Source organism: Natranaerobius thermophilus JW/NM-WN-LF (assembly GCF_000020005.1).
Classification (GTDB): Bacteria; Bacillota; Natranaerobiia; order Natranaerobiales; family Natranaerobiaceae; genus Natranaerobius; species Natranaerobius thermophilus.
The window spans coordinates 235399-260630 of sequence record NC_010718.1; the positions used below are offsets into that span (position 1 = coordinate 235399).

23 protein-coding genes are annotated in these 25232 nt (G+C 36.5%); 19 read left to right on the plus strand and 4 right to left on the minus strand.

Annotated features, from left to right (window positions below; all coding sequences use genetic code 11):
- The first annotated feature begins 46 nt into the window (after positions 1–46).
- From NTHER_RS01250 to rpsI, 6 genes are all read left to right on the plus strand, one after another.
- On the plus strand, positions 47–895 hold the full coding sequence (locus tag NTHER_RS01250) for an energy-coupling factor transporter ATPase (protein ID WP_012446713.1): 849 nt from the start codon (positions 47–49) through the stop codon (positions 893–895).
- On the plus strand, positions 889–1761 hold the full coding sequence (locus NTHER_RS01255) for an energy-coupling factor transporter ATPase (RefSeq protein WP_012446714.1): 873 nt from the start codon (positions 889–891) through the stop codon (positions 1759–1761). The genes NTHER_RS01250 and NTHER_RS01255 overlap by 7 nt, the downstream gene beginning before the upstream one ends.
- Complete coding sequence (locus NTHER_RS01260) at positions 1754–2551, plus strand: energy-coupling factor transporter transmembrane component T family protein (protein WP_012446715.1); 798 nt, start codon at positions 1754–1756, stop codon at positions 2549–2551. Before NTHER_RS01255 ends, NTHER_RS01260 begins: the two co-directional genes overlap by 8 nt.
- A gap of 12 nt (positions 2552–2563) precedes the next feature.
- The gene (gene truA / locus NTHER_RS01265) at positions 2564–3325 is read left to right on the plus strand and encodes a tRNA pseudouridine(38-40) synthase TruA (RefSeq protein WP_012446716.1); all 762 of its coding nucleotides are present in this window, start codon (positions 2564–2566) and stop codon (positions 3323–3325) included.
- A gap of 108 nt (positions 3326–3433) precedes the next feature.
- Positions 3434–3865 carry a 50S ribosomal protein L13 gene (rplM, locus tag NTHER_RS01270; protein WP_012446717.1) on the plus strand — a complete coding sequence of 144 codons (432 nt, stop codon included), beginning with the start codon at positions 3434–3436 and terminating at the stop codon, positions 3863–3865.
- Positions 3866–3936: 71 nt separating this feature from the next.
- The gene (rpsI, locus tag NTHER_RS01275; RefSeq protein ID WP_041366791.1) at positions 3937–4329 is read left to right on the plus strand and encodes a 30S ribosomal protein S9; all 393 of its coding nucleotides are present in this window, start codon (positions 3937–3939) and stop codon (positions 4327–4329) included.
- Between the two features lie 100 nt (positions 4330–4429).
- On the opposite strand, the gene NTHER_RS01280 is transcribed toward rpsI, so the two are convergent.
- Both NTHER_RS01280 and NTHER_RS01285 read right to left on the minus strand, forming a co-directional pair.
- A complete protein-coding gene (locus NTHER_RS01280; RefSeq protein WP_012446719.1) occupies positions 4430–4948 on the minus strand; it encodes a chromate transporter in 519 nt (172 codons plus the stop codon).
- On the minus strand, positions 4948–5502 hold the full coding sequence (locus NTHER_RS01285; protein WP_041366793.1) for a chromate transporter: 555 nt from the start codon (positions 5500–5502) through the stop codon (positions 4948–4950). The genes NTHER_RS01280 and NTHER_RS01285 overlap by 1 nt, the downstream gene beginning before the upstream one ends.
- 212 nt (positions 5503–5714) lie before the next feature.
- On the opposite strand from NTHER_RS01285, the gene NTHER_RS01290 reads away from it, so the two are divergent.
- Entirely contained in the window at positions 5715–6518 is an 804-nt protein-coding gene (locus NTHER_RS01290; RefSeq protein ID WP_012446721.1) for an N-acetylmuramoyl-L-alanine amidase, read from the plus strand.
- A 73-nt stretch (positions 6519–6591) separates the two neighbouring features.
- Here the strand turns inward: NTHER_RS01290 and NTHER_RS01295 are convergent, their stop codons facing one another.
- Positions 6592–7878, minus strand: a complete 1287-nt coding sequence (locus NTHER_RS01295) for a cyclic 2,3-diphosphoglycerate synthase (protein ID WP_041367280.1) — start codon at positions 7876–7878, stop codon at positions 6592–6594.
- 476 nt (positions 7879–8354) lie between these two features.
- On the opposite strand from NTHER_RS01295, the gene NTHER_RS01300 reads away from it, so the two are divergent.
- The 8 genes from NTHER_RS01300 to glmM all read left to right on the plus strand — a co-directional run bounded on the left by NTHER_RS01300 (position 8355) and on the right by glmM (position 17032).
- Positions 8355–9638: an IS110 family RNA-guided transposase gene (locus NTHER_RS01300; protein ID WP_012446723.1), complete on the plus strand. Its 1284-nt coding sequence runs from the start codon at positions 8355–8357 to the stop codon at positions 9636–9638.
- Positions 9639–10025: 387 nt separating this feature from the next.
- Positions 10026–10919: an arginase gene (gene rocF, locus NTHER_RS01310; RefSeq protein WP_012446724.1), complete on the plus strand. Its 894-nt coding sequence runs from the start codon at positions 10026–10028 to the stop codon at positions 10917–10919.
- Positions 10920–10957: 38 nt separating this feature from the next.
- Positions 10958–11764, plus strand: coding sequence for a class III extradiol dioxygenase subunit B-like domain-containing protein (locus tag NTHER_RS01315; protein WP_012446725.1), 807 nt, complete (start codon positions 10958–10960; stop codon positions 11762–11764).
- An 11-nt stretch (positions 11765–11775) separates the two neighbouring features.
- Positions 11776–12327, plus strand: a complete 552-nt coding sequence (gene amrA, locus NTHER_RS01320; RefSeq protein WP_041366798.1) for an AmmeMemoRadiSam system protein A — start codon at positions 11776–11778, stop codon at positions 12325–12327.
- Positions 12311–13387 carry an AmmeMemoRadiSam system radical SAM enzyme gene (gene amrS / locus NTHER_RS01325; RefSeq protein WP_012446727.1) on the plus strand — a complete coding sequence of 359 codons (1077 nt, stop codon included), beginning with the start codon at positions 12311–12313 and terminating at the stop codon, positions 13385–13387. Before amrA ends, amrS begins: the two co-directional genes overlap by 17 nt.
- A 156-nt stretch (positions 13388–13543) precedes the next feature.
- Positions 13544–14362 (plus strand): diadenylate cyclase CdaA, encoded by an 819-nt coding sequence (cdaA, locus tag NTHER_RS01330; RefSeq protein WP_012446728.1) that lies wholly within the window; start codon positions 13544–13546, stop codon positions 14360–14362.
- Positions 14359–15606: a CdaR family protein gene (locus NTHER_RS01335; RefSeq protein ID WP_012446729.1), complete on the plus strand. Its 1248-nt coding sequence runs from the start codon at positions 14359–14361 to the stop codon at positions 15604–15606. Before cdaA ends, NTHER_RS01335 begins: the two co-directional genes overlap by 4 nt.
- Before the next feature lie 97 nt (positions 15607–15703).
- The gene (glmM, locus tag NTHER_RS01340) at positions 15704–17032 is read left to right on the plus strand and encodes a phosphoglucosamine mutase (protein WP_012446730.1); all 1329 of its coding nucleotides are present in this window, start codon (positions 15704–15706) and stop codon (positions 17030–17032) included.
- Positions 17033–17109: 77 nt separating this feature from the next.
- Here glmM and NTHER_RS01345 read toward each other — a convergent pair whose 3' ends face one another.
- A complete protein-coding gene (locus NTHER_RS01345) occupies positions 17110–18171 on the minus strand; it encodes an IS6 family transposase (RefSeq protein ID WP_012446527.1) in 1062 nt (353 codons plus the stop codon).
- A gap of 426 nt (positions 18172–18597) precedes the next feature.
- Between NTHER_RS01345 and glmS the strand changes: the two genes are divergently transcribed.
- From glmS to NTHER_RS01365, 4 genes are all read left to right on the plus strand, one after another.
- Positions 18598–20421: a glutamine--fructose-6-phosphate transaminase (isomerizing) gene (glmS, locus tag NTHER_RS01350; protein WP_012446731.1), complete on the plus strand. Its 1824-nt coding sequence runs from the start codon at positions 18598–18600 to the stop codon at positions 20419–20421.
- Positions 20422–20569: 148 nt separating this feature from the next.
- A complete protein-coding gene (locus NTHER_RS01355; protein ID WP_414628110.1) occupies positions 20570–21409 on the plus strand; it encodes a TnsA endonuclease N-terminal domain-containing protein in 840 nt (279 codons plus the stop codon).
- The gene (locus NTHER_RS01360) at positions 21406–23559 is read left to right on the plus strand and encodes a Mu transposase C-terminal domain-containing protein (protein WP_012446733.1); all 2154 of its coding nucleotides are present in this window, start codon (positions 21406–21408) and stop codon (positions 23557–23559) included. The genes NTHER_RS01355 and NTHER_RS01360 overlap by 4 nt, the downstream gene beginning before the upstream one ends.
- Positions 23540–25228 (plus strand): ATP-binding protein, encoded by a 1689-nt coding sequence (locus tag NTHER_RS01365; protein ID WP_012446734.1) that lies wholly within the window; start codon positions 23540–23542, stop codon positions 25226–25228. Before NTHER_RS01360 ends, NTHER_RS01365 begins: the two co-directional genes overlap by 20 nt.
- The last annotated feature ends 4 nt before the right edge of the window (positions 25229–25232 follow it).

Consider the following 25232-nt stretch of genomic DNA (forward strand, 5'->3'; position numbering starts at 1 on the left):
TCTTCCTGTCCTTTTTTATGTGTTCCTCCAAAGGGGAGGGGATTAAATGGAGAAAAAGGAAAAGGCCAAGCAACTTATAGAATTACAAAATGTCAAATTTAGTTATAGCCAGGATGATGATCCAGGCCAAGAAGCTTTAAAAGATATATCTCTAGGCATTTCTAGAGGAGAGTTTTTGGCTGTGATTGGAAAAAACGGTTCGGGTAAATCAACCCTGGCTAAACTATTGAATGGTTTGCTATTACCATCACAGGGACGCGTGTTGGTTGATAATTTGGATACAAGCATATCAGACCAAATTTGGCATATTAGACAAAAAGCCGGTATGGTCTTCCAAAACCCCGATAATCAAATAGTAGCTACAACAGTTGAAGAAGATGTTGCCTTCGGCTTAGAAAACTTAGGTGTCTCACCAGATTTGATGAAGGCTCGAATTGCAGAAGCACTCAAAATAGTAGGCATGGAGCAGTATCGTGATTATCCCCCACACTTATTGAGCGGTGGTCAGAAGCAAAGAGTAGCCATATCAGGAATCATTGCCATGCGTCCAGAAGTTCTAATTTTAGATGAACCTACAGCAATGCTAGATCCTAGAGGAAGAAATGAAGTAGTAAAGACAGTTTTAAAATTAAATCAGGAAGAAAAAATTACTGTTGTTTATGTAACTCACTTTATGGAAGAAGTTGTAAAAGCAGATAGAGTGATTATTATGGATGAAGGGCAAATTAAGTACACAGGTACTCCTGAAGAGATTTTCAGTTTAGTCGATGAATTAAAAGAAACAGGACTTGAAGCCCCACAAATTGTAGAACTTTGCCATGAACTGCGCAAAGAAGGGGTAGAAATCCCTAATAACGTTTTGACAGTGGAATCGCTGGTGAGGATGCTATGTTGATAAAAACTGACAATTTAAGCTATGTTTATTCGCCAGGAACACCCATGGAACAAAAAGCCCTTCATGATATAAATTTGACCATTGAAAAAGGTGAATTTACTGGAATAATTGGTCACACAGGTAGTGGGAAGTCTACCTTAATCCAGCATTTTAATGCTCTACTTTATCCAACTGCAGGTCGTGTTCTTATTGATGGTATAGATACCGCACAAAACAAAAATAAATTGAAAGATATCAGACAAAAAGTTGGCCTAGTTTTTCAATATCCTGAACATCAATTATTTGAAGAAACAGTTGCAGAAGACATAGCTTTTGGTCCCAAAAATCTAAATCTATCAGAACAAGAAGTAGAAGAGCGAATTAAAAGTGCAATGGAGACTGTTGCTTTACCTTATGAAGAATTTAAGGACCGCTCTCCCTTTGAACTCAGCGGAGGACAAATGCGCAGGGTAGCTATTGCTGGCGTATTAGCCATGAGACCAGAAGTATTGATTATGGATGAACCAACGGCAGGCCTTGACCCTCAAGGACGCAGAGCGATACTTGACCAAATTAGGTCTTTTCATAAAGAACTAGGTCTAACAATCATTTTAGTTACCCATAGTATGGAAGATGTAGCACGCCTGGCTGAACGATTAATCGTAATGCATCAAGGTAAGATCCATCTTGATAATTCACCAGGTGAAATATTCATGAAGGCAGATACTTTAGAAAGTTTGGGACTAGGAGTGCCTGAAGTTACTAGTTTAATGCAAACGTTACAAAAACAAGGTTACAAAGTTCCGGCAGACGTATTTACTCTAGAAAGGGCTAAACAGGAACTGCTGCCTTTGCTGCAAAGAAAGTGGGATGATGGCGATGTTTAAAGGAGTAACTATTGGCCAATATCTTCCAGGAGAGTCCTTGTTACACAAATTGGATCCCAGGGTCAAAATAATCCTGATCATCTTTTTTATTGCTGGTTTATTTTTAGTAAATACCTTTGTGGGATATGGTGTAATGGGTGCATTCGTGCTGACAACAATTTTTGGTAATGGTTTGCCCATTAAGCTGATTTTGAAAGGACTTAGACCAATATTTTTCATCATTACATTTACCTTTATTCTGCACTCTTTAATGACTACGGGCGGGGATGTTTTATTTAGTATAGCTTTTCTAACAGTCGAAAGTGAAGGTGTTTATACTGGAGCTTTTATGGCTGTGAGACTAGTACTTTTAGTTTTAACCACGTCGCTACTGACATTAACTACATCTCCAATAGCTTTGACAGATGCCATTGAGCACCTATTATCACCATTTAAAAAAATCGGGGTACCGGCTCATGAACTCGCCATGATGATGACTATTGCATTGAGATTTATCCCCACTTTGATGGAAGAAACAGATAAAATAATGAAAGCACAAAAAGCTCGGGGCGCTGATTTTGAATCGGGTAGTCTATGGGATAGGGCCAAAAATCTAGTCCCATTACTAGTTCCTTTATTTATTAGTGCTTTTAAAAGGGCGGATGAACTGGCACTAGCCATGGAATCACGTTGTTACCGTGGAGGAGAAGGTAGAACCAGGTTTAAGCAATTACAGACGCAAATTAGAGATTATTTCGCCATAATTATCCTGGTAACTTTAATGGCCTTTATTCTGTATTCAGGAATTTGATGGGGTGATTCAGTGGACAACATTAAGCTTACAATTGCCTATGATGGGTCAAATTATCATGGATATCAATTACAAGAAAATGCAGTTACTGTTCAAGAAAAGCTAGAAAAGGCCTTAAATACAGTTTATTATCCATATAAAATAACCCCTTACAGTGCTTCGAGAACTGATTCGGGAGTACATGCAAAAGGACAGGTAGCCAATTTCTTCGCTCCTAAACAGATCCCAATTCACAAAATTCCTTTAGCTTTAAATACTAACTTACCCAATGACATTGCTATTATTAATGCTGAGGTAGTGGGTTCTAATTTTCGAGCTCGTAGAGATGCTATCAAAAAAGAATATCGTTATTATGTTTACCATGCACCTTATATGGACCCTTTTTGGAGAAATTATGCTTTACATTATCGGGAACAAAATTTGGATTACACAAAACTTCAACAGGCGGCAAATGACTTTATAGGGAAGCATGATTTTTCCCCCTTTAGAGCTATTCAAGGATCAAACCCATCGATTGACCCTGTGAAAGAAATTTATGAATTTGATATCGATGTAAATGCCGGGGAAGATGGTAATTTGATAATTTTTAAAGTAATCGGAAATGCCTTTTTATATAAAATGGTGAGAATACTAGTAGGTACTTTACTACAAATTGGTAATGGAAAACTAGAGATCAATGCAGTCAAAAAGGCACTCCAGACGGGAGACCGTTTGTTTGTAGGGCCAACTGCCAGTCCTCAGGGACTGGTATTACAGCAAATTTGGTATCCTTGACATTGTAAGCTGGTTTGTAATAAAATACATGCATGGATTTATGTGTATAAGCCCCGGAAATACATGATTTAAGGATTTGAGATTTTTATATGAGGAGGGAAAAAGACAATGCGTACCACATATATGGCTAAACCTCACGAAGTCGAAAGAAAATGGTATACTATAGACGCTACTAACAAGCCTTTGGGGAGACTAGCCAGTGAAATAGCTGAAATTTTACGCGGTAAGCACAAACCGACCTTTACTCCCCACGTAGATACAGGGGATTACGTGATTGTATTGAATGCTGAAAAGGTACTGTTAACTGGTAAAAAACGAACTCAAAAGCATCATTACCGTCACTCTGGTTATCCAGGGGGACTGAAAGCGATAAATTATGAAACCCTGTTAAACACCAAACCCGAAAAAGCTATTGAGCTTGCTGTAAAAGGTATGCTTCCTAAGAATCGATTAGGAAGAAAAATGATTAAGAAATTAAAAGTTTACGCAGGGGATGAACATCCTCATCAGGCACAGCAGCCTGAACCTTGGGAAGGGTAAATTAAACTTACTTTAAAAATAACGAGCTTGTTCTATTTAAGAAAAAGCTTACAGAAGGGAGGCTAATGGCAGTGGCTAAAGTACAATACTTTGGTACCGGGAGACGAAAAACTTCCGTGGCAAGAGTGAGATTAGTGCCTGGGAACGGGAAAATTGTAGTTAACAATAAAGCGATGGACGATTATTTTGGACTGGAAACTCTAAAAGCAATAATTAAGCAGCCTCTTCAGACCGTAGAAATGGAAGATAAATTTGATGTACTTGTCAATGTTCGCGGTGGTGGACATTCAGGCCAAGCTGAAGCTATCAGACATGGAATTGCAAGGGCATTAGTTAAAGCTGACGGAGAATTACGTCCGGTACTGAAAAAAGAAGGCTATCTAACAAGAGATCCTCGAATGAAGGAGAGGAAGAAATACGGACTTAGAAAAGCCCGTAGAGCGCCTCAATTCTCCAAGAGGTAACTCCTTGCCATATATTTATGTCATATATATAATAATAAAACCTCCAAATTCTTTGGAGGTTTTATTTATTGATTCAGTTTTCTTTATTGGATATCTATCCTTAATATAGTATTAGTCCTAAAACTCCCGAAACTAGGATCATTAATATTGGATGGGGTTGTTTAACTATCATGATAATTAAAACAAGAACTGCTATAAATAAACCTTTCAGATCTACCACAGCCGATTGCGCAATTACGATTCCGGCAGATAGAATAAGACCTATTACTGCTGGTCTGACTCCTGCAAAAAAATTTTTTATCTGCACTTTGTGATAGTATTTTTGTAAGAATTTAGCCGATATAAGTATTAAAATAATCGAAGGGGTGATAACACCCAATGTAGAAACAACAGCTCCCCAAAAACCAGCTACTTGAAAACCTACAAAGGTAGCCGAATTAATTGCAATAGGTCCTGGAGTCATTTCAGCAATGGCGATAACATCCAGAAATACAGTTTCCGAAAGCCACCCTTTAGTATTAATGATCTCTTCCCTAATCAGGGGAATCATCACATAGCCTCCACCAAAGCTGAATAATCCAATTTTAACAAAAGTTATAAAAAGATCTAAGAGAAGCATTAACTCTCTCCTTTACGATATACTAGTACCCCTATCAATCCAAATGATAAAATTAATATAATTGGATGCACTCCAAGTAAAGCTAAACCAAGGGCTAAAATAAAGATGGGAATAGCAACTTTATTTTTTGCTAACAGTGGTTTCCCAATTTTATATACAGCTGCAATTATTAATCCTACAACACCTGGCCGAATTCCTTGAAAAACCCTTTCGACTACATGATGGTCTTGCCATCTAAACAAAAAACTTACTATTGTTAAGATGATCAAAAAAGAAGGTAATATTACTCCTAGAAGTGAAGAAATAGCACCTTTATATCCTCTGATATTATAACCGATATAGATTGCTGTATTAACAGCCAGAGCTCCAGGTATAGACTGAGTAATCGCTATAGTGTTTAAAAATTCTTGTTCATCAAGCCATGAATTTTTTTCAACAATTTCTCTTTTGATTAAAGGGAGCATAGCATAACCTCCACCAAAGGTGAAAGCACCCAAACGAAAAAAAACTAAAAATAATTTTAAATATATGTTATTAACAGAGAAAGGTATCATATAGATTAACACCACTCTTCAGATCTACGTTAAATTGAATCATTGCATTTAAAAATTGAGTCATTGCATCTAACTGATACAAGTTATTAAAAAACAAATATTTACCTTATCAGTATAAGATAAAAACAACTAATTCACAAGTAAACAGTAATATCAATAAACAGTGATATCTCCTCCGGCTGTACATATATATAAGCTAGGGGGACTAAGATTTGATTCTTATAATGGATAAGAATAAACTTGTCAAATATGTGAAATATTCAGCTATAATTTGTTTGTTAATATTAACGGCGATAATTGGATTTAAATTTCTGAACTCCAGAACAGAAGTTCAACATGGTAAGGAAATTAATATATCTACTGATGACTATACCGAACCCTTTGAAACTATCGAAAATGTAGAATTACCTTTACAGGGATTAGTGATTGGAGTGGATCCCGGCCATGGAAGCTATGATCCGGGTTTTTTTACTGAGGGAGTGAGAGAAAGTGATATTGTCCTGGATATTTCATTAAAATTAAGAAGGCTCTTAGAACAAGGCGGAGCAGAAGTTGTTATGACTAGGGAAACTGATGAATTAATGGTGGAAAATGATAATGGAACCCAAAGAGAAGAACTTAGAAAAAGGTCTAAATTATTTTTAAACCAGGATGTAGATTTATATGTAAGTATTCATGGTAATACTGTAGCTAGTCCTATTTGGAGGGGAGCGCAAACTTTTTTCTATCCAGAAGAAACAGAAGAAGCAGAAGAAAACGATAATAAATGTAAAAATTTTAATTTGGCTATTTGCATTCAAGATGAACTGCAGCGTGTATTAGCCAATACAGACAGACCTGTACGAATAGGTAACTATTACATTTTGCGAGAATTATCAAAACCGGGAGTCTTGGTAGAAGTTGGATTCTTATCTAACCCCCACGAGAGGAAATTACTCCAGGATGAAGAATACCAGGAGTTGATTGCCTGGTCCATATATCTCGGTATTATTAAATATCATCATACAGATATGTAAGGGCTGTACCCAACAACTAGGGTACAGCCCAATTTTTAAGTAATATTTTGTTACTCACAATTTTTATCACATCTTAAAAATCTTTTAATATATCCTCAAGAGTTGGTATTCCCATTTCCTGAAGTTCATATCTAATTCTGACAGCTGGTCTTTCTATATTTGCAACCCTGCGAAGATCAATAGGAGTTCCTAAGATTACAGTATCACATTCAGTTTTATTGATAGTATCCTCAAGTTCTTTCATTTGTTCGCGTCCGTAACCCATAGCAGGTAATAAATTACCTAGGTGAGTATAGGTTTCAAATGTCTCTTTTATACTACCAACAGCGAAAGGTCGTGGATCAACAATTTCTTTAGCTCCGAATTTTTGAGCAGCTAGGGTACCGGCTCCGTAAGTCATTTCTCCGTGGGTCAAAGTAGGTCCATCTTCAACGACAAGTACTCGCTTATCTTTAATTTGATCAATATCACTAGGGAATACAGGGGATACTCCTTCAACTACTGTGGCATTGGGTGCTAATTTTTCAATATTATGTCTTACTTCCTGTACTCCTTCATTGGAGGCAGAATCTATTTTGTTAACAATAGCTACATCAGCCATCCTTAGATTTGATTCTCCGGGATAATATTTTAGTTCATGCCCGGGTCTATGAGGATCTACCAATACCATGTGTAAATCTGGCTTGTAAAATGGTATATCGTTATTTCCACCATCCCAAATGATTACGTCAGCTTCTTTTTCAGCTTCTTTTAATATTTTTTCGTAATCAACGCCTGCATAAACAATTATTCCACGATCGATGTGAGGTTCATATTCTTCTCTCTCTTCTATAGTGCATTCGTGTTTGTCTAGATCATCATAATCAGCAAAGCGCTGGCAAGTTTGCTTGGCCAGGTCTCCATAGGGCATTGGATGTCTGATTACCACCACTTGTTTACCTTTTTCTCTCAATAGATCACAGACTCTGCGAGTAGTTTGACTTTTGCCAATTCCAGTTCTGACAGCACAAATAGAAATTACGGGTTTTTCCGATTCTAGCATTGTAGTATTAGGTCCCATTAATTTGAAATCGGCACCCGCTGAATTAACCTCTGAAGCTTTGTTCATTACGTATTCATGAGGTACATCACTATAGGAGAATACTACCTCATCAATATTGTGCTTAGATATTAGATTGGTTAGTTCTTCTTCGGCATAGATATCAATTCCATTTGGATATTTGTCTCCTGCTAATTCAGGGGGATATTTTCTGCCTTCTATATTTGGAATTTGAGTTGCTGTCATGGCTACTACTTCGTAATCATCATTGTCGCGAAAATACACATTGTAATTGTGGAAATCTCGTCCAGCTGCTCCCATGATCAAAACTTTTTTAGTCAAAACACATCCTCCTTTTTTTTTAGGATTCCATAGTGTTAATAAAAATACTCCTATACTTATATTATATCTTAGAAAAAAATTTCCTGCTAAATAACCAATAAAAGTTAAAAAATTCTCAAAATAATTAATAATTAAAAATAAGAACTATTTCATCTAATGACAATAGTTTACTGATATCCCCAACAGGAATTAGTGTCTTCGATATAGAACTAATTAAATCGGAGTTCTATAGCAAAGTGCAAATTTTTTCACTATGATTTTTGATTTGTATATTTCAAATTTTTGAATCATCATTAAATTAATATTTTAAAACAGTGATTTAAAAAACAAATTAAGGAGCATTCCTGTAATGAATTAAAATGAAGATTGATAAAAAAAGTACCTCCTGCTAATATACGAGGTGTCGCTACACCTAGAAATGACGACCCTTAATTTAAGCAGAGGAGGTACTTACCATGAAGTATACCCAAAATGAGAGAATTAATCAAGTAAAAGAGTCAAGTTTGATTATCGGAGTAGACATTGCAAAAGCAGAACACGTAGCAAGAGCTCAGGATTTTCGGGGTGTGGAGTTTTCGAAACCAATCACCTTTGAAAACACCAGGAAAGGTTTTAAGAAGTTTTTAAGTTGGCTAGAGGTAATCAAACAAGAACAAGCAAAAGAAGAAGTCTTAGTAGGTATGGAACCTACTGGCCAATACTGGCTGACTCTAGCTCAATTTTTAAAGCAAACAGGTATCCAAACTATTTTAGTAAATCCAAATCACGTAAAAAAGAGCAAAGAACTAGACGACAACTCACCAACTAAAAATGATATTAAAGATGCAAAAGTGATAGCACAGTTAGTAAAAGATGGCCGTTACTCAGTACCCAATATCCCTACAGGAATATATGCAGAACTACGGAATGGGATGAATTTGCGAGATCGGCTAACAGATGACTTAAGGCGTGTAAAAGGTAGGATAGACAATTGGTTAGATCGTTACTTCCCAGAATTCAGCACAGTGTTTAAGAACTGGGATGGAAAAGCAGCACTATTAACCCTAAAAAATTTCCCTTTACCAAAAGAAATATTAGGTCATAGTGAAGAAGAGATAGTAAGTTGCTGGAAACGAGAAGTGAATCGAGCAGTAGGTAAAAAAAGAGCAAGAAAGCTGAAAGAAGCAGCCAAGAATAGTACTGGTATAACAGAAGGCGAAATAATGGCAAGACAAGAATTGAAAACCCTATTGTCGCAGTATGACGCTTTAATAGAAGAGTTAGAACAAGTACTTGTTCAGATAGAAAATATTTTAAAAGAAATTCCAGGAGCAGAAGAAATGATGAGTATTCCTGGAGTAGGGATGGTAACAGTGGCAGGATTTTTGGCTGAAGTGGGTGATCTTTCTAATTATCAACATCCAAATCAAATTAAGAAGCTGGCAGGCTTAAATCTAAAAGAGAACAGTTCAGGTAAGCACAAAGGTGAAACCAAGATAACCAAACGAGGTCGACCTCGTTTGAGAGGACTCTTATATCGCTGCGTGATTCCATTAGTAGCCAAGAATCCTGAATTTAAGTTATTACACGATTATTATACCACAAGGCCAGAAAATCCCTTAAAAAAGAAACAATCGCTTGTAGCATTAGCGTGTAGATTGATCAGAGTTTTGTTTGCCCTAGGTACCAAAAAGACACCTTATAATGGCAGGATGATGTTAAAGAACAGTTCATTAAATTTATTGCAGGATGCTGCATAAGCAGCCAAATTGGAGTCTTAAGAATTTATACTACATCCACAAAAGGAGCACGGAGAAGCCAGTCATAATAATCCATTCGGGCATTGACCCTGCTAAGGAGCAAAACTGGCCTCCACCCTTGGCTAGGTAGAACGAAGGAATTTATAAGGGCCATAATGGACCCAGTGAGATATGGGAGGTAAAACCACCAAGGAACAAGTGGAGATCCATTAAATGTGCCACCATATTTTGCCAGGAACAACCCTTATTTAAAGGCACTCCTGTTTTACAAAAATTTCATTATATGAAATTTTCTTCCTAGTCCTTAAAATGGATGGTAGTGAAATCTTGAGAATGAGTGAGTATATTGAAGAAATAATTAATTTATAGAGGGAGGATGATCTACCAATGAATACATCAATAATTGGAGTTCCTATGGATTTAGGAGCCAACCGTAGAGGAGTAGATATGGGTCCAAGTGCAATCAGGTATGCTGATTTAAGAGCAAAACTAGAGGAAATTGGAATTGATGCCAAAGATAAAGGTAATATTTCTGTTCCTCTGCCTGAAATAGACAGCATGGAAGCAGAGGAAATTAAGTATCCCAAACAAATTGAAGCTGTTACAAATTCCCTAGCACTGCAAGTTTCAAAAGAAGCAAGCCAAAATAGAATTCCTATTATACTTGGCGGTGATCATAGTATAGCAATTGGTAGTATTGCAGGTATGAAACAAGCCGTTGGAGAGCTGGGTGTATTATGGTTTGATGCTCATGCTGATTTAAATACATTTGAAACAAGTCCTTCAGGGAATATTCATGGCATGCCCTTAGCCTTTTCTTTAGGTTATGGAAACAGCAACTTGGTTAACTGTCTGGAAAAAGGTCAGAAAATAAAACCTGAAAATACAGTATTAATTGGGACTAGATCTATAGATGAACCGGAAAAAGAACTAATTGAAAAATCTGGTGTGACTGTATTTACCATGTACGATTTGGATAAAATGGGAATGAACCGTGTAATGGAGGAAGCATTGTCAATTGTCACTTCCAATACTGATGGAGTTCACGTGAGTTTAGACATGGATGCACTTGACCCGGTAGAAGCGCCAGGAGTAGGTACCCCTGTCCGAGGTGGAATTAATTACCGGGAGGTGCATTTAGCCATGGAGCTGATAGCAGAGGCACAATGTATAAACTCCATGGAAGTAGTAGAAGTTAATCCTATTTTAGACAGTGTCAACCGGACCGGTGATTTGGCTGTAGAGTTAGTAGCTTCGGCTTTAGGTGAACGTGTATTATAAAGTTGTGTTTATTAACTAATTTTGTAGGAGGGAATTATATGTTAAAGTGGGCAATTTTTTCTCCTCACCCTCCCCTATTAATTCCTGAAATAGGTAAACAAATGCTAAGTCAAGTCGAAAAGACTAAAAATAGTTTAGAACAAGTTTTTGCTAAGGTTCATAATGTAGATACTATTATTGTAATAACCCCCCACGGTTTTGCAAGTGAAAATGCCATAACATGCTATCAGACCGATATGTTGAACGGGGCTTTAACAGATTTCAGTGGGGGGTGCCCTGTCATTGAGTTGACTGTAGATCAAGACTTAAATGAAATGATTAACCAAACTGCTGATAACCAAAATATAGACGTAAATTGGATCACTAAAAATAGCTTAAAATTCAGTGAAGAACTACTAGATCATGGTAGCTATGTACCTTTGTATTACGCTCTTAAAAACTTGACTTCAACCCCAAGAATAGTAGTTATAAATCCTGGATTTGTAACCATTGATGCACTGTGGCAGTTTGGTGAAGCTTTACAGTCCCAATTGGCAGATACTAAAAAAGATATCGGTTTAATTATCAGCGGGGATCTTTCCCATCGATTAACTCAGGGAGCTCCTGCTGGCTACCATCCAGAAGCGTATAAATTCGATCAGGAAATAAAAGATATAATCGAGCAAGGCCCATTATCACGATTGAAAAAGCTTTCTTCACAACTGCTTAGTACAGCAGGAGAATGTGGCTATCGTCCTTTGATCTTGGGTAGCGGGATGTTAGATAATCTAAATTTAAGCGACAAACAAGTTTTATCTTATGAAGGCCCCTTTGGGGTAGGATATTTGGTTGCTAGATTATTTTAAAACGAGGAGGTATGAAGCCAGTGAGTTCCAATAAAGAAAGCCAATTGGCCCTTTATCTTGCCAGGGAAGGGTTAAAACATTATCTAAGGTATGAAAAATATTTGGAACCTCCAGAGGAGATGCCTCCCCTCTTTTATACAAAAAGAGGCACTTTCGTGTCACTAAAAGAAAAAGATGATAATCTCAGGGGATGTATTGGTACTTTAGAAGCTACACAAAACAACTTAGCCCAGGAGATAATTCAAAATGCTGTAAGTGCCGGTGTAAGGGATCCTAGATTTCCCCCTGTAAAATTAACAGAATTGGATGATATAAAGGTTTCCGTTGACATAATCTCTCCCTTGGAAAAAGTTTCAGGGTTAGATCAGCTAGATCCTAGTAAATATGGTTTGGTTGTTGAAAAAGGTTATCGAAGGGGTGTGCTATTACCGGATCTTGAGGGAATAAATACTCCTAAAGAACAATTAGCCATCTCAGCCCAAAAAGCTGGACTATCACCAAGTGATTCAAATTTAACACTTTACAGGTTTGAGGTGACTAGATTTCATGAAACTGCCTCATAATCTGTTTCGAGATAAAAAGGGTGAATTTGTAAATTGTCATCTTTGTTTTCGTCGGTGCTTGTTAAAAGAAGGTGAGTTAGGATTTTGTGGCAATCGCAAAGCTGTAAAAAACCTTCAGGGGGAGCTACAGCCTGTCTTTAGAACAGTTAAGCGTATTGAAGCTCTAAATATAGATCCGATCGAAAAGAAACCCTTATATCATTTCTATCCTGGAAAAAATGTAATTTCCCTTGGATTAAGAGGATGCAATATGAAATGCTTTTATTGTCAAAATTACCAGTTGTCTCAGGATAAAAACTTTGATTTTAAAGAGGTCGGAGAGATTAAAAAAGACTTGGAGATTGAGAAAGAGGAAAATCCTCCCCTAGTAGAACAGACAAAATCCCTGTTAAAAGAATCCGGAGAAAAACAGAGCAGTGGTGCCATTGGAGTAGCATTTACTTATTCCGAACCAATAACTTGGTTCGAATTTCTTTATCCTGTTGCTAAAAACACAAAAAAAGAAGGATTTGTAAATGTATTAGTAAGTAATGGTATGGTGACAGAAGAAGTGAGATCAGAACTGTCCCCTCTCCTTGATGGTGCTAATATTGATGTTAAATCATTTTCTGAAGAAAATTATCGCCATTTAGGAGGTTCTTTAACAGCTGTAAAATCAACTGTAGAAGACCTACATGCTAGTGGTATTCACGTCGAATTGACATATTTAATTGTACCCGAATTTAATGACAAAGACCAAGAAATAAAAAGTTTTTTAAAGTGGGTTTCTGAAGTTAGCCCTGATATTCCGGTACACTTTAGTAGATATTTTCCTAGTTATCAAGCTCAAGCATCTCCTACTCCCGTAGAAAAAATGATTGAAGTTTACAATATAGCTAAGCAATATATAAATTATGTGTATTTAGGAAACTTGGGTCAGGAAAAGTATCAATCTACTTATTGTCCTGAATGTGAAGGGGTTGTAATCCGGCGAAGCGTTTTTGCTGTTTCTAATAAACTGAAAGGCGACGAATGTCCTTATTGTCAGTATAAAATTGCTGGATGTTTTATTTACTATTAACTCTAGATATTTAAAAGGTTTTTTAAGGAATATGTCGAATACTTTGTGAGTAATTATGTAAAACAGATAGATTTAGGATAAAAATCTTGTATTTTAGAATCAAAGCGTAATCAAGTAGAATGTGCATATCACCGGAAAGAATGGAGTGGCTATCTCATGTGGGAGGGGCTTACAAATTTATTTGCTCAAATTACCTTTATAGATATTTTTGATATTTCCCTAGTTGCTTTCTTATTTTATAGATTAACTCTATTAATCAGAGGAACTAGGGCTATTCAACTGTTAAAAGGTCTATTTGTATTATTAATAGCTATGGTTCTCAGTGATCGAATGCAACTTACTACCATCAATTTTTTATTAGAACAAGCCATGACAGTAGGTATTGTTGCCATACCTATCGTATTTCAGCCTGAATTGAGAAGAGCTTTAGAACAATTAGGACGAGGAAAGTTCTTTGGAGACGGTTTGTTTTCAGGAGATGAAGACAGAACTCAGGCTATCAAAGAACTTAAAAAAGCTGCTAAAGTATTACAGACCCGAAAAATTGGAGCTTTAATAGTGATTGAAAGAAAAACAGGACTTTCAGATATTACAGAAACAGGTATACAAATAAATGGCAAAATCAGTGCAGAGCTTATAATCAATGTCTTTATGCCATTAAGTCCTTTGCACGATGGTGCCCTGGTGCTTAGAGAAAATCATGTAAAAGCCGCTGGTTGTTATTTGCCTTTAACAGAAAAACCAGACTTAAGTAAAGAGTTAGGAACCCGACATAGAGCAGCTATAGGTATCACAGAGAATTCTGATGCCATTAGTTTGATCATAAGTGAAGAAACGGGCGCTATTTCCCTGGCGGAAGGTGGAAAATTAACGCGTTATTTAGATGAAGACGAACTGGAAAGTTTATTGATCAAGTTGTGGGGAGGTCATGAACACCAATCTAAGAGCTTTTGGCAATGGAGGTTAGGAAATTGAAACAATTATTTTCACAGAACGGGCTTTTGAAGTTATTATCAATTGCTCTAGCTTTATTGTTATGGATGTTTGTAAGCACCGATGCCGATGATATGGCCACCAGGGAAATTAGTAGAAGATATGATGGTATCCAGCCTTCAGTTCGCAATCAGGATCCTGATTTGATCTTAGTAGGTGATCCCCAGACAGTATCAGCGTCATTGAGAGGTACTCGCACCATGTTGAACCGAGTTGAAAAAGATGAACTGGTGTTTTATGTTGATTTGGAGGGTTTGGAAGCGGGTACGCACCGAGTCCCGGTATCTTCCAGTGTGCCTCAATTTGATGTAACTGATATTCAACCATCGGAAGTTGAAATTACTCTTGATGAACGAATAGAGGAAACCTTTGCAGTCGACCATGATGTCATTGGAACACCTGATGAAGGGTTGCAAGCACTGGAGCCTGAAATTAATCCTTCAACTGTAACTATTTCTGGAGCCAAAACATATATTGAACAGGTTGAAAGGGTTGTGGCACGAGTTGATATTACAGGAACTGTAGACTACTTGGAAAAGGGCATTGTAGTTGATATTTATGATGAAAACGGTGAAATCATGGAAGAACTAGAAGTTAGTCCAGGTATGGTGGAAGTTAAAATCCCCATGAACTATCCTGAAAAAGAAGTCCCTGTAGAAGTCGATATTGAGGATAATTTACCGGAATTCTATTTGGAATCAGTGGAAATTTCTCCAGAACAAGTTGAAGTTGGTGGATGGGAAAGTGTTATTAATGAACTTGAATATATTAAAACAGAGACGATTGGTTTAGATCGTTTCCTAGAGGAAGAAACAGTGGTAGCTTCACTGGAACGTCCCGAAGGTATAAAGGAAATTTCAGATCAAAATGTGATAGTAGAGGGACAAATTTCACAAACACAAGAGGAAAGCTTTGAAATCCCTGTTGATTTACCAGAGGAATTAGCGAATGAACTAGCAAATAGCCAATGGGAAATTGAGCCCGAAATTATTACAGTTTCTGTGGCTGGTGAACCAGAAGATATGACCGCTCTAGATAAAAATGATATTGAAGTCTATTTAACAATGGACGATGTGCCAGAAGAGGATCTAGAGACAGTTGAGGAATCAGAGGCAGTTGAGGAACTAGTAGAAGAATTGGATGTAGAAGTGCAGTTACAAAACGATAATTTAAGACTAGTAAAAGTAGATCCGTTAAAAGTCAACCTAATTAAGGGTGAAGAATAAAATATAATGACAAATATTTTTTGGTACAAAAAATCTATGGGTTTTAACTGATTTTTAACTTGTGAGAACTGATTTACTACGAAAGGGAGTGAAACTGATGCCAAAATTGTTTGGTACAGATGGAGTAAGAGGAGTAGCTAATGAAGACTTAACCCCAGAGCTTTGCTTAAAAATTGGTAGAGCAGCAGGGGAATATTTAAAATCATACGGAGACACTGTCTTGGTTGGAAGAGACACTAGATTATCAGGCACTATGTTGGAAGCTGCCCTTTCAGCAGGTTTAGCTTCAGTAGGTTTAAAAGTAGAGCGCCTTGGGATAGTTACAACTCCTGCAGTTGCATTTTTAGCTAGTAGAGAAGATGTAGCCGGAGGTGCTATGATTTCGGCTTCTCATAACCCTGTTCCTGATAACGGAGTTAAGTTTTTTGATAATAAGGGATATAAGCTCGCTGAAAGTCACGAAGAGCAGATTGAAAATTATTTAGAAAAGGAATTATCACGACCTACAGGTACTGATATAGGAAAAGTTTTACCCGAAAACAACAAACTAATTGAAAATTATATCCAAGAATTAATTGACAAATATCCACTGGATTTGAGTAATTATAAAATTGTCCTGGATTGTGCTTACGGAGCCACTTATCAGATAGCACCACGTCTATTTAAAAAACTTGGTGCCGAGATAATACCTTTACATGCAGAAAATAGAGGAGAAAAAATCAATGTGGAATGTGGCTCTACTAATCCAGAACTGACTTCTCGAACAGTAGTGGAAGAAGGAGCAGATTTAGGGTTCTCCTTCGATGGTGACGGTGATAGAATTATTGCCCTAGATGAAGAGGGGAACCAGGTCAATGGTGACAAAATCATGGCTATTCTTGCCAAAGATATGAAAAGTCGTGGAGAATTAAAGAATGATAAATTAATTGCCACTGTTATGAGTAATCTTGGCTTAAAATTAGCTTTAAAAGAATTAGGTATAGCATTGGAAGAGACCAAGGTTGGTGACCGCAATGTCCTTAACCGAATGAGGGAGCAGGACTGTGTTTTAGGTGGAGAACAATCAGGACATATAATTAATCTCCAAGATAACACAACCGGTGATGGTGTCTTGACTGGCCTGAAATTGATGAAGGTCTTAATTGACACTGGTCAATCTTTAAAGCAATTGGCTTCAATAATGGAAGAACTTCCTCAATTACTAGTAAATGTAAAAGTTTCAAACAAGGATTCTGCTATTAATTCACAGAAAGTTCAAGAAGAAAAATCTAAAGTGGAAAAGCAACTAGGCAGTAAAGGCCGAGTACTAATTCGTCCTTCAGGAACAGAACCAGTGATTAGAGTCATGGTTGAAGGTGAAAACAGAGAGACTTTACATGAGGTGGCTAATCACTTAACTCAGGTGATTAAAAAAGCAGCTGAATAGAGGAAATAGTAACGAGTCTGTTAAGTTGTTATGAAAAATAAGCTCATTTGCTCGCAAGATTTCAAAAGATTTGGCAGTCAAGCGGCATTATTACTATGTAAAAGCCAAAAAGTCCTATTACGATTAGAGTAATTAATCCCAGCAACTTGAGCAGGAGTAGACTGATTCAAAACATTGCTTGTCCTAACAAAGTTAAAAGCAAACACAAATACCGCAATCAACTTGTTGGCTGACTGGAAAGAAGCAAATCCTCTGCGTTGCTTAACCCAGCTTTTGAAAATCTGAAAAAAAGATTCAATTAAGTTATTAGAGATATCATCTTGAAAAGACTCGACTCTGATGTGATTAGAGTTTGGAAACAGAACTTTAATTGGAGCATTGTAAGCCCAGTATCTATCTGTAACGATACTATGAGGCTGTCCAAAATGTTTCTTAGCATAGTTCAGCACTTTAAAAGCAGCCTGGCTATCTCTGTAAGGAGATAGATGAAATGCAAGCACAAATCTAGTTTCAGCATCAATAACAGTCCAGGCGTAGAATCTTTTGCCTTTAATTTTAATTACAGTTTCGTCGACATGCCACTCATCAGAAGAGTCAAGATCTATTGGCTTTAGATATCTAGAGATATAAAGAAACAGAGGAGCAAACTTTTTAGTCCAGTCAGCAATAGTAACATGAGATACTTTAATTCCTTCACAATCAATAAGGAACTGTGAGACACCTCTAGTAGAGCTACCATTGATAAAGTACAGGTAAAGAGCTCGAATAACAGTATGAAGAGAATGTCTCATGTTAGAGAAGTCTACTTTGCCGTCAATATCAAGTTGCGAAGGTTCAGGAATACTTTGAGGTTTAGGGACATAGAAAGAATGATTACAGCTTTTGTCCCAACACCTCAAATTAGAATAAAATTCATAGTCGTGATGTAAAAATGTAGCTTTACCGCATTTAGGGCAAGAGGGATATTTACGAGGTTTATTAGGACCTCTTTTATCCCCGCCTTTAGAAAGTGTCTTAGGTGCAAACTGACTAAAACATTCTTGACATTGATACTTTTGATGACCATGATTATCAAAACCAAACCTATAAAACTTGTCAGAGCAGTTATTATTGCATCTAGGGCATACAACTTTAGTCATGGATCAGTCTCCTTTCTCCCGGAGGGTTTTGATTTCTGTCTAAAACTATCTTAACTCCGGGACGGAGACTGATTCAAATATCATATAACTTAACAGAACTATAGTAACTTTAAGGAGGTGATGTCTATGAAAAATTCTGTTCAGTAAACTTGGGTCAGTAAAAACAACAAAAGTTTTTATTTTTAATGTTCTTTACTGACTTAAAAGCGCCAGGGCACTTTTCTCTTGCCATATTCGATATAAAGAGAAAAGTGTTGACGAGGTGGAGGTTAATCGAGTAATCGGCGGATGCCTCCCGGTGCCATCACCACCGTTAAAGGCACATAATAAAACCGGGAAGCGATTCCCGGGACAAAAAGTGCCGGGTGATGAAAACTTAATAATTGAATATAGCTTATTAACGGTAGAAATGGAGGGAACAGATATATGTGTGGTATTGTTGGATATATTGGTGATAAACTTGCAATAGATGAACTTATCAAAGGGTTAAAGAAACTTGAATATAGAGGTTATGATTCCGCTGGTGTGGCAATTGTGGAAAAAGATGACCTCAAGACCATTAAAACTAAAGGTCGTCTAACGGACCTTGAAGAACGAATAGATACTCAATTTACATCTACTGAAGGGATTGGTCACACACGGTGGGCTACTCATGGAAAACCATCAGAAGACAATTCCCATCCCCACAGTGATTGTTTTGGAAATATAGCAGTTGTTCACAATGGGATAATTGAGAACTTTCAACATTTGAAGGCAGAGCTACAAAATAAGGGACACAAGTTCACATCCCAGACAGATACAGAAGTGATTGCCCACCTACTGGAAGAATATTATCAGGATGATCTGCTTGAATGTGTCTTTAAGGTGATCGAGAGATTGGAAGGTTCTTATGCTCTAGCTATTATGCACAAAAATGAACCTGGTAAAATTATCTGTGCTAGAAAGGATAGCCCTTTGATCGTGGGGCAAGGTGAGGGAGAAAATGTAGTAGCTTCTGATATACCAGCAATTTTGGACTATACAAGGGAAGCTCTAATCTTAGATGATGGAGAAGTAGCCCTGGTAGAAAAAGATAATATAACTCTATACAATAGTGATAAAAAAGAAATTGAAAAAGAACCTTTACAGATAAATTGGGATGCAGAAGAAGCCGAAAAAGGTGGTTATGACCACTTTATGTTGAAAGAAATTCATGAACAACCCAAAGCTGTCAGAGAAACTATCAGGGGCCGTATCAAAGATGGTCAAGTTAATTTTGAAGAACTTAAATACTTAAATTACGATAAGATCAGTCAGCTAAATAGTGTTAAAATAGTAGCTTGTGGCACAGCCTATCATGCTGGCTTGGTAGGTAAAACTATGATAGAAAGCCTGGCAAATATACCTGTAGAGGTGGATATAGCCTCGGAGTTTAGATACCGTGATCCTTTAATTAAAAATGACGATTTAGTAATTGTTATCAGTCAATCGGGAGAAACTGCCGATACCCTGGCGGCTCTAAGGGAGTCTCAGAAACGAGGAGCCAAAGTATTAGCCATTACTAATGTAGTGGGAAGCTCAGTCTCTAGAGAAGCTGACGAAGTAATTTATACTTGGGCCGGTCCTGAAATTGCTGTGGCTTCAACAAAAGCTTATGTAACTCAGCTAGTGGTCTTTTCTTTATTAAGTATTTATTTTGCCCAGGCCAAAGCAACCATAGAAGAAGAACGCCAGAAAAAACTTGTTCAAGCTCTATCTAACTTATCCCAGTATATAGAAGCGATCTTCAAAGAGGAACAGCAGATTGAAGAAACTGCAAGGAGCATTTCTAAACAAGAAAATGTCTTTTTCATTGGAAGAGCACTGGACTGGGCAGTGGCAGAAGAAGGTGCCCTTAAACTAAAAGAAATTTCTTATATTCATGCTGAAGCATATGCTGCAGGGGAATTAAAGCACGGAACTCTTGCTTTAATTGTGGATGATGTTCCAGTAATATCTTTAGTTACCCAGCCTCACGTTTATGATAAAATGCTATCCAATCTTCAGGAAGTCAAAGCTCGAGGAGGAAATTGCATTGCCGTAGCTTTTGAAAATGACCGTGAAATTGAAAATGAAGTGAATCATGTTTTAAGAATACCGGAAATCGATCCTCTATTTAGCCCAATTATTAGCGTTGTACCATTGCAGTTGTTGTCTTATTATGCTGCAGTTGCTCGAGGTACAGATGTAGATAAACCAAGAAACCTGGCTAAAAGTGTGACAGTAGAATAAAACTAAGTAGTAGTGTTGGCGTTGTTGTTGCATTAAAACTAAGTTTGAACATTTAAAAGAAAGTCTGAACACCAAAAAGAAAATTAGAACATTTTAAAAGAAAGATTGTACAGATATCACCTCTTTAGGATATAATAGTTCTAAAGAGGTGATTTTTTTGTCAAACCGTGTAAGGTATCCAAATAAAGTTGATACATACCATGAAATACCTCGTAGAGAAAAATATAAACCATTTATTGCTATTCGGAACGTCCCCTCCCTTGGGAGATCCTCACGCATTCTTGGCATAAAAACCAATCGACAACATGAATTTCTTTCCGACCTAGAAAGAAACTACTACCATATTCTTGAATTCTCCGACCATGTAATTGATATTAGGGAGCAGTTTCCTCTACAGCTAGAAAGAACATTACTTATTGCCGATGAACTTGGTGTAAAGCATCCAATTCACCCTAAAACTAAGGATCCTGTCCATATTACATCAGATTTTAATATAACAATTAAAGAAGATAAAAAAGCAAAAGATTTGGTTCGTACTATAAAAAGAAAAGACGATTTGTTGGATAAAAGAACTATAGAAAAATTTGAAATTGAAAAGAGATATTGGGACGTTCTTAATATTGACTGGGGTATAGTTACGGAAAAAGAAATCGACAAAACATTAGCTCTAAATATTGCAGATGTTATGCATTATTACAGTTTTGATAGTTTAGAATTTTATCAAATTATTGGTGAAGAAGAAGTGAAAAGCCTCATTGTGACTTTTATTCAAAGACTCATTGATACTGATAAAACTGTTAGAGAGGTGAGTACTGTTTTTGAAAGAGACTTTCAGTTAGGTAAGGGAGTCGGGATAACCTTATTTAAGCATCTTATAGCTAGGAAATATATAAAAGTAGATCTTTTTGAACCGTTAAATTTGGACAGGCCTCATCTAAGAGTTGACTTAACTAATAAGAGCAAGGTTTTGGGGGAGGACGTATCATGATATTTGTTAATGCGGTTTATCAGTTTGTAGATAAGAATGAAAGAATTCGCATTATTTATGTATCTACAGAAGAGGAATTATGTGCATATGTTTATATTGAAAAGGAGTTATCAGTACCAATTATTGAAGAGGTATCAGTAGTTAAAGAAGAGATTGATTCAGATAACTTGATAGAGATAACTGACCCGTACTCTGTTTTGATTGAAGAGGATAATCTAACTGAAACCCAAATAAATAAAAGAGAAGAAAGATGGGCTATTATTGAACAATACTGGGAGCCCCAGAAAGAAAAATTATTAAATAAGTCCACACGTATGAAAAAGTTTAAGGAAATTTCGCAGTTACATAATATTTCGTTGATGAGAGTCAGGCGTATGTTTAGCCAATTTTGGCAGAGAGGGATGACTCCAAATGCATGTTTACCCGATTATAAAAATTCTGGCGCACCAGGGAGAGAAAAGAACTTTATAAAAAAGACTGGTAGGCCGAGAAATATAACAAATAAGGAATTTTCTTTAGGGATAAATGTGGATGATAAAGTCAAAAAACAGTTTGAGGTTTCAATTAATAAATACTATAGGACAAAACAAAAGAAATCTTTGCGTGAAGTGTATTCACAAATGCTAGAGGATTTTTATTCGGTAACAATTAAAGAACAAGGAGAAACTAAAAGAATTCTGCGGGATCCGTCAAATGTCCCTACATACGAGCAGTTTTATTACTGGTTTAAAAAGGCTGAAAATCCTGGTGTTGATTTTGTAAAGCGAGAGGGACAAAAGGATTACGAACTTACTAAAAGACCAATAACAGGAACCACGAAACAGGAGGCACCAGGCCCGGGTTTTAGATTTCAAATTGATGCAACACCTTCAGATATATATATTGTTAGTGAGACAGATAGGAGTAAAGTTGTAGGGAGAGCAACTATTTATGCTATAGTTGATGTATTCAGCAGAATGATTACTGGTATATATGTCGGTTTAGAAACAAACTCCTGGAATGGTGCAATGATGTCATTGGACTCAATGGTAGCCAATAAATCTGAATTGTGTGCTGATTATGGAGTGCCACTGGATGAAGAACTATGGCCTAGCTCTCATCTACCTGAAGCCATTATTGCTGATAGAGGAGAAATGTTAGGGCATGGAGTTGAAAACCTTATAAACAATTTTAAAGTAGCAGTTGAAAATACTTCTCCATACAGGGCTGATTTAAAGCCTATTGTAGAGCGTTTGTTTAGGACTATTAATGAAAAAATTAAAGGATTTCTTCCTGGGGCAGTCATGAAGGACACTAGAAAAAGAGGAGACCCTGACTACCGATTAGATGCAAAGTTAACTTTAAAAGAAATTAGGAGAATAATTTTATTGTCGGTAATAGATCATAATTGGAGTCCTATTGAACACTATCAACTTTCTCCTGAAATGGTAAAAGATAATGTCCGACCTATTCCCTTAGAACTGTGGAATTGGGGAATAGAAAACCAGAAAGGTTGTTTAAGGAAGGTTGATCGATTAGATTTTCGCCTTGGCATTTTACCACGGGCTAAAGCTACTTTTTCAAGAGGGACAGTAACCTTTCATAAACTGAAATATGGCGCTTCAGAGCTACTAGAGAACTATAATCATATGAAGCTAACAGATACAAAGGTGGATATAGTTTATGACCCAAGAAAAATTGATAATATATACATGATTAGAAATGATTCAAAACCTATTTTATTGAACTTGCTTGATCAAAGTAGAGGCTTTGCTGGCCTATCTTTAGAAGAAGTTATTGAAATTAACAAAAAAGCTTCAACACTAAAAAAATCTGCTGATGATGAACGATTAAAAAATAGGATCACGCTGAATCAAGAGATTAATACAATTGCTAAAAAAGCAACTAAAAAAACAAATGAGGAATCAAATATTTCAACTTCAAAATCGAAGAGGTTAAAAGACATTAATAAAAATAGATCTGAAGAAAAGGCCATTCAAAAGAAGGAAGAGACATTGATACAAAGAGAAGAAAACGAGGACCCAGCAGAAATTGTTTCTATAGAAGAGGAATTAAAAGAACCAAATAATGGCAGTGAAGGGTCAAAATCAGGTAATAGTGAAGTTTATGACTTAATAAGGAGGCGTAGGGATGAGCGTAGAAAAAAATAGGACAGTTGATGTTTTTGAGTATAAAACAGCACATTATACGCCTCAGAAGATAAAAGATTATGCGGGGAACCCACTAATTGAAGCACTACCACCTATTCTTGAAACCGATGAAGAAGTTATAGATATGTTATATAGTTTACCTTCAATTGATGATCATGAAAGAAATTTGTCGCCGTTATTAAAAACTCATGTAATAAAAAGAGTTAAGCGTTTTATTCAACCTCTACCTATTCACATTAACCTAGAGTCGAAAATTTCAGTATTAATAAGACAGTCTTACTTATCAAGAAATCCCTTAACACCTGAATACAAGAAGCGCATTAAATTGTTACATACTCTAAAAAAAGAGGAAGAAATAACTCCCGATGAAGTTGAAAGCCATTATCGTTCTTATAGTTCTACAGCTGAATGCCTTTTTATTAATGGAGTATCTGGCATGGGTAAAACTACTGCTGTTAACAGAATATTGGAACAGTACCCACAGATAATCAAGCACACTGAATATAAAGGGCAGAAGATAACAACTACACAAATAGTTTGGCTTAAAATTGATAGTCCTTATGATGGTAGCTTTATGACTTTATGTAGAAATATATTTCAGGAGATCGATAAGTTATTAGGAACCAGGTGGATGGAAAAGTATGGATACTTTACAAGATCTACTTCAACGATGGTCATGTACCTAACTACTTTGTTAGCCAACTATAATGTAGGGTTATTAGTGATTGATGAGATTCAAAATATTTATAGAGCAAAAAAGAATGATCCTATGGAGATGTTAGACTATTTTGTTACGTTAACTAATGTGATTTCTGTTCCAATACTGATTATCGGTACAAATCGTGCGAGAAACTTGTTTCAGGATAATTTCCGACTTGCTAGAAGAGTACAATCTGACGGGTATATAGAAATTGCAAATCTCAAAAAAGATAGTCCCGACTGGGAAATTTTTATAGAATCTTTATGGGAATTTAATGTGTTAGAAAACCAGGGTCCTCTTACGGATGAATTAAATGATACTTTTTATGAATTATGTCAGGGTGTAATAGCTGTTGCAGTGATGTTACTAATGTTTTCCCAAAACAGGGCAATAAGTGAGGGCAAAAAGTCACTAACAACTGATATTATTAAGAAGACTTATAAAGAAGATTTGCAATTAATAAGACCAATGATTGAAGCGTTACGGTCTGGAGACCCATTTGAGATAGCGAAATTTGATGATATTACAATAGATGAGGAGAAAATTCTAAGCAACTATCATAAAGATATTGCTATGACTGAAAGTGTACAAGCGGCTATACGTCAGAAAAAAGATAAGATAGAATCTACCCGGGAAAGTATAAATGAGAAACTGTTTTTTGAGTTCAGTGCTTCAGGTTTTTTTAATGATATTAAACAAGAAGTGATGAAAAAAATAATTAACAAGGTTGTAGAAAGCTCAGATGTCGCTACTGAATATGAGGATTTAAAAGAGCTAGTAATGGAGCTTTTACAGAAAGAAAAAAGAAAGGTTAAGAAAAAACCTCGAAGAAAGAATATCAATCCTGATAATGTCACTTTGATCTCATTATATGATAGTGCAATAGATAAAAGCCAACATCCCTATGATGCTTTTAAGAGGGAAAAGTTAATAAAAGATCCACTAGATGAATTTCTGAGGGTGGATTAACAGT

What these genes read in the sequence shown, in the direction of transcription:
- NTHER_RS01250 (WP_012446713.1), top strand. Translation starts at nt 47, where the DNA reads ATGGAGAAAAAGGAAAAGGCCAAGCAACTTATAGAATTACAAAATGTC.
- NTHER_RS01255 (WP_012446714.1), top strand. Translation starts at nt 889, where the DNA reads ATGTTGATAAAAACTGACAATTTAAGCTATGTTTATTCGCCAGGAACA.
- NTHER_RS01260 (WP_012446715.1), top strand. Translation starts at nt 1,754, where the DNA reads ATGTTTAAAGGAGTAACTATTGGCCAATATCTTCCAGGAGAGTCCTTG.
- rplM (WP_012446717.1), top strand. Translation starts at nt 3,434, where the DNA reads ATGCGTACCACATATATGGCTAAACCTCACGAAGTCGAAAGAAAATGG.
- NTHER_RS01280 (WP_012446719.1), bottom strand. Translation starts at nt 4,948, where the DNA reads ATGCTTCTCTTAGATCTTTTTATAACTTTTGTTAAAATTGGATTATTC.
- NTHER_RS01285 (WP_041366793.1), bottom strand. Translation starts at nt 5,502, where the DNA reads ATGATACCTTTCTCTGTTAATAACATATATTTAAAATTATTTTTAGTT.
- NTHER_RS01295 (WP_041367280.1), bottom strand. Translation starts at nt 7,878, where the DNA reads ATGGGAGCAGCTGGACGAGATTTCCACAATTACAATGTGTATTTTCGC.
- NTHER_RS01300 (WP_012446723.1), top strand. Translation starts at nt 8,355, where the DNA reads ATGAAGTATACCCAAAATGAGAGAATTAATCAAGTAAAAGAGTCAAGT.
- rocF (WP_012446724.1), top strand. Translation starts at nt 10,026, where the DNA reads ATGAATACATCAATAATTGGAGTTCCTATGGATTTAGGAGCCAACCGT.
- NTHER_RS01315 (WP_012446725.1), top strand. Translation starts at nt 10,958, where the DNA reads ATGTTAAAGTGGGCAATTTTTTCTCCTCACCCTCCCCTATTAATTCCT.
- amrA (WP_041366798.1), top strand. Translation starts at nt 11,776, where the DNA reads ATGAAGCCAGTGAGTTCCAATAAAGAAAGCCAATTGGCCCTTTATCTT.
- amrS (WP_012446727.1), top strand. Translation starts at nt 12,311, where the DNA reads ATGAAACTGCCTCATAATCTGTTTCGAGATAAAAAGGGTGAATTTGTA.
- cdaA (WP_012446728.1), top strand. Translation starts at nt 13,544, where the DNA reads ATGTGGGAGGGGCTTACAAATTTATTTGCTCAAATTACCTTTATAGAT.
- glmM (WP_012446730.1), top strand. Translation starts at nt 15,704, where the DNA reads ATGCCAAAATTGTTTGGTACAGATGGAGTAAGAGGAGTAGCTAATGAA.
- NTHER_RS01345 (WP_012446527.1), bottom strand. Translation starts at nt 18,171, where the DNA reads ATGACTAAAGTTGTATGCCCTAGATGCAATAATAACTGCTCTGACAAG.
- glmS (WP_012446731.1), top strand. Translation starts at nt 18,598, where the DNA reads ATGTGTGGTATTGTTGGATATATTGGTGATAAACTTGCAATAGATGAA.
- NTHER_RS01360 (WP_012446733.1), top strand. Translation starts at nt 21,406, where the DNA reads ATGATATTTGTTAATGCGGTTTATCAGTTTGTAGATAAGAATGAAAGA.
- NTHER_RS01365 (WP_012446734.1), top strand. Translation starts at nt 23,540, where the DNA reads ATGAGCGTAGAAAAAAATAGGACAGTTGATGTTTTTGAGTATAAAACA.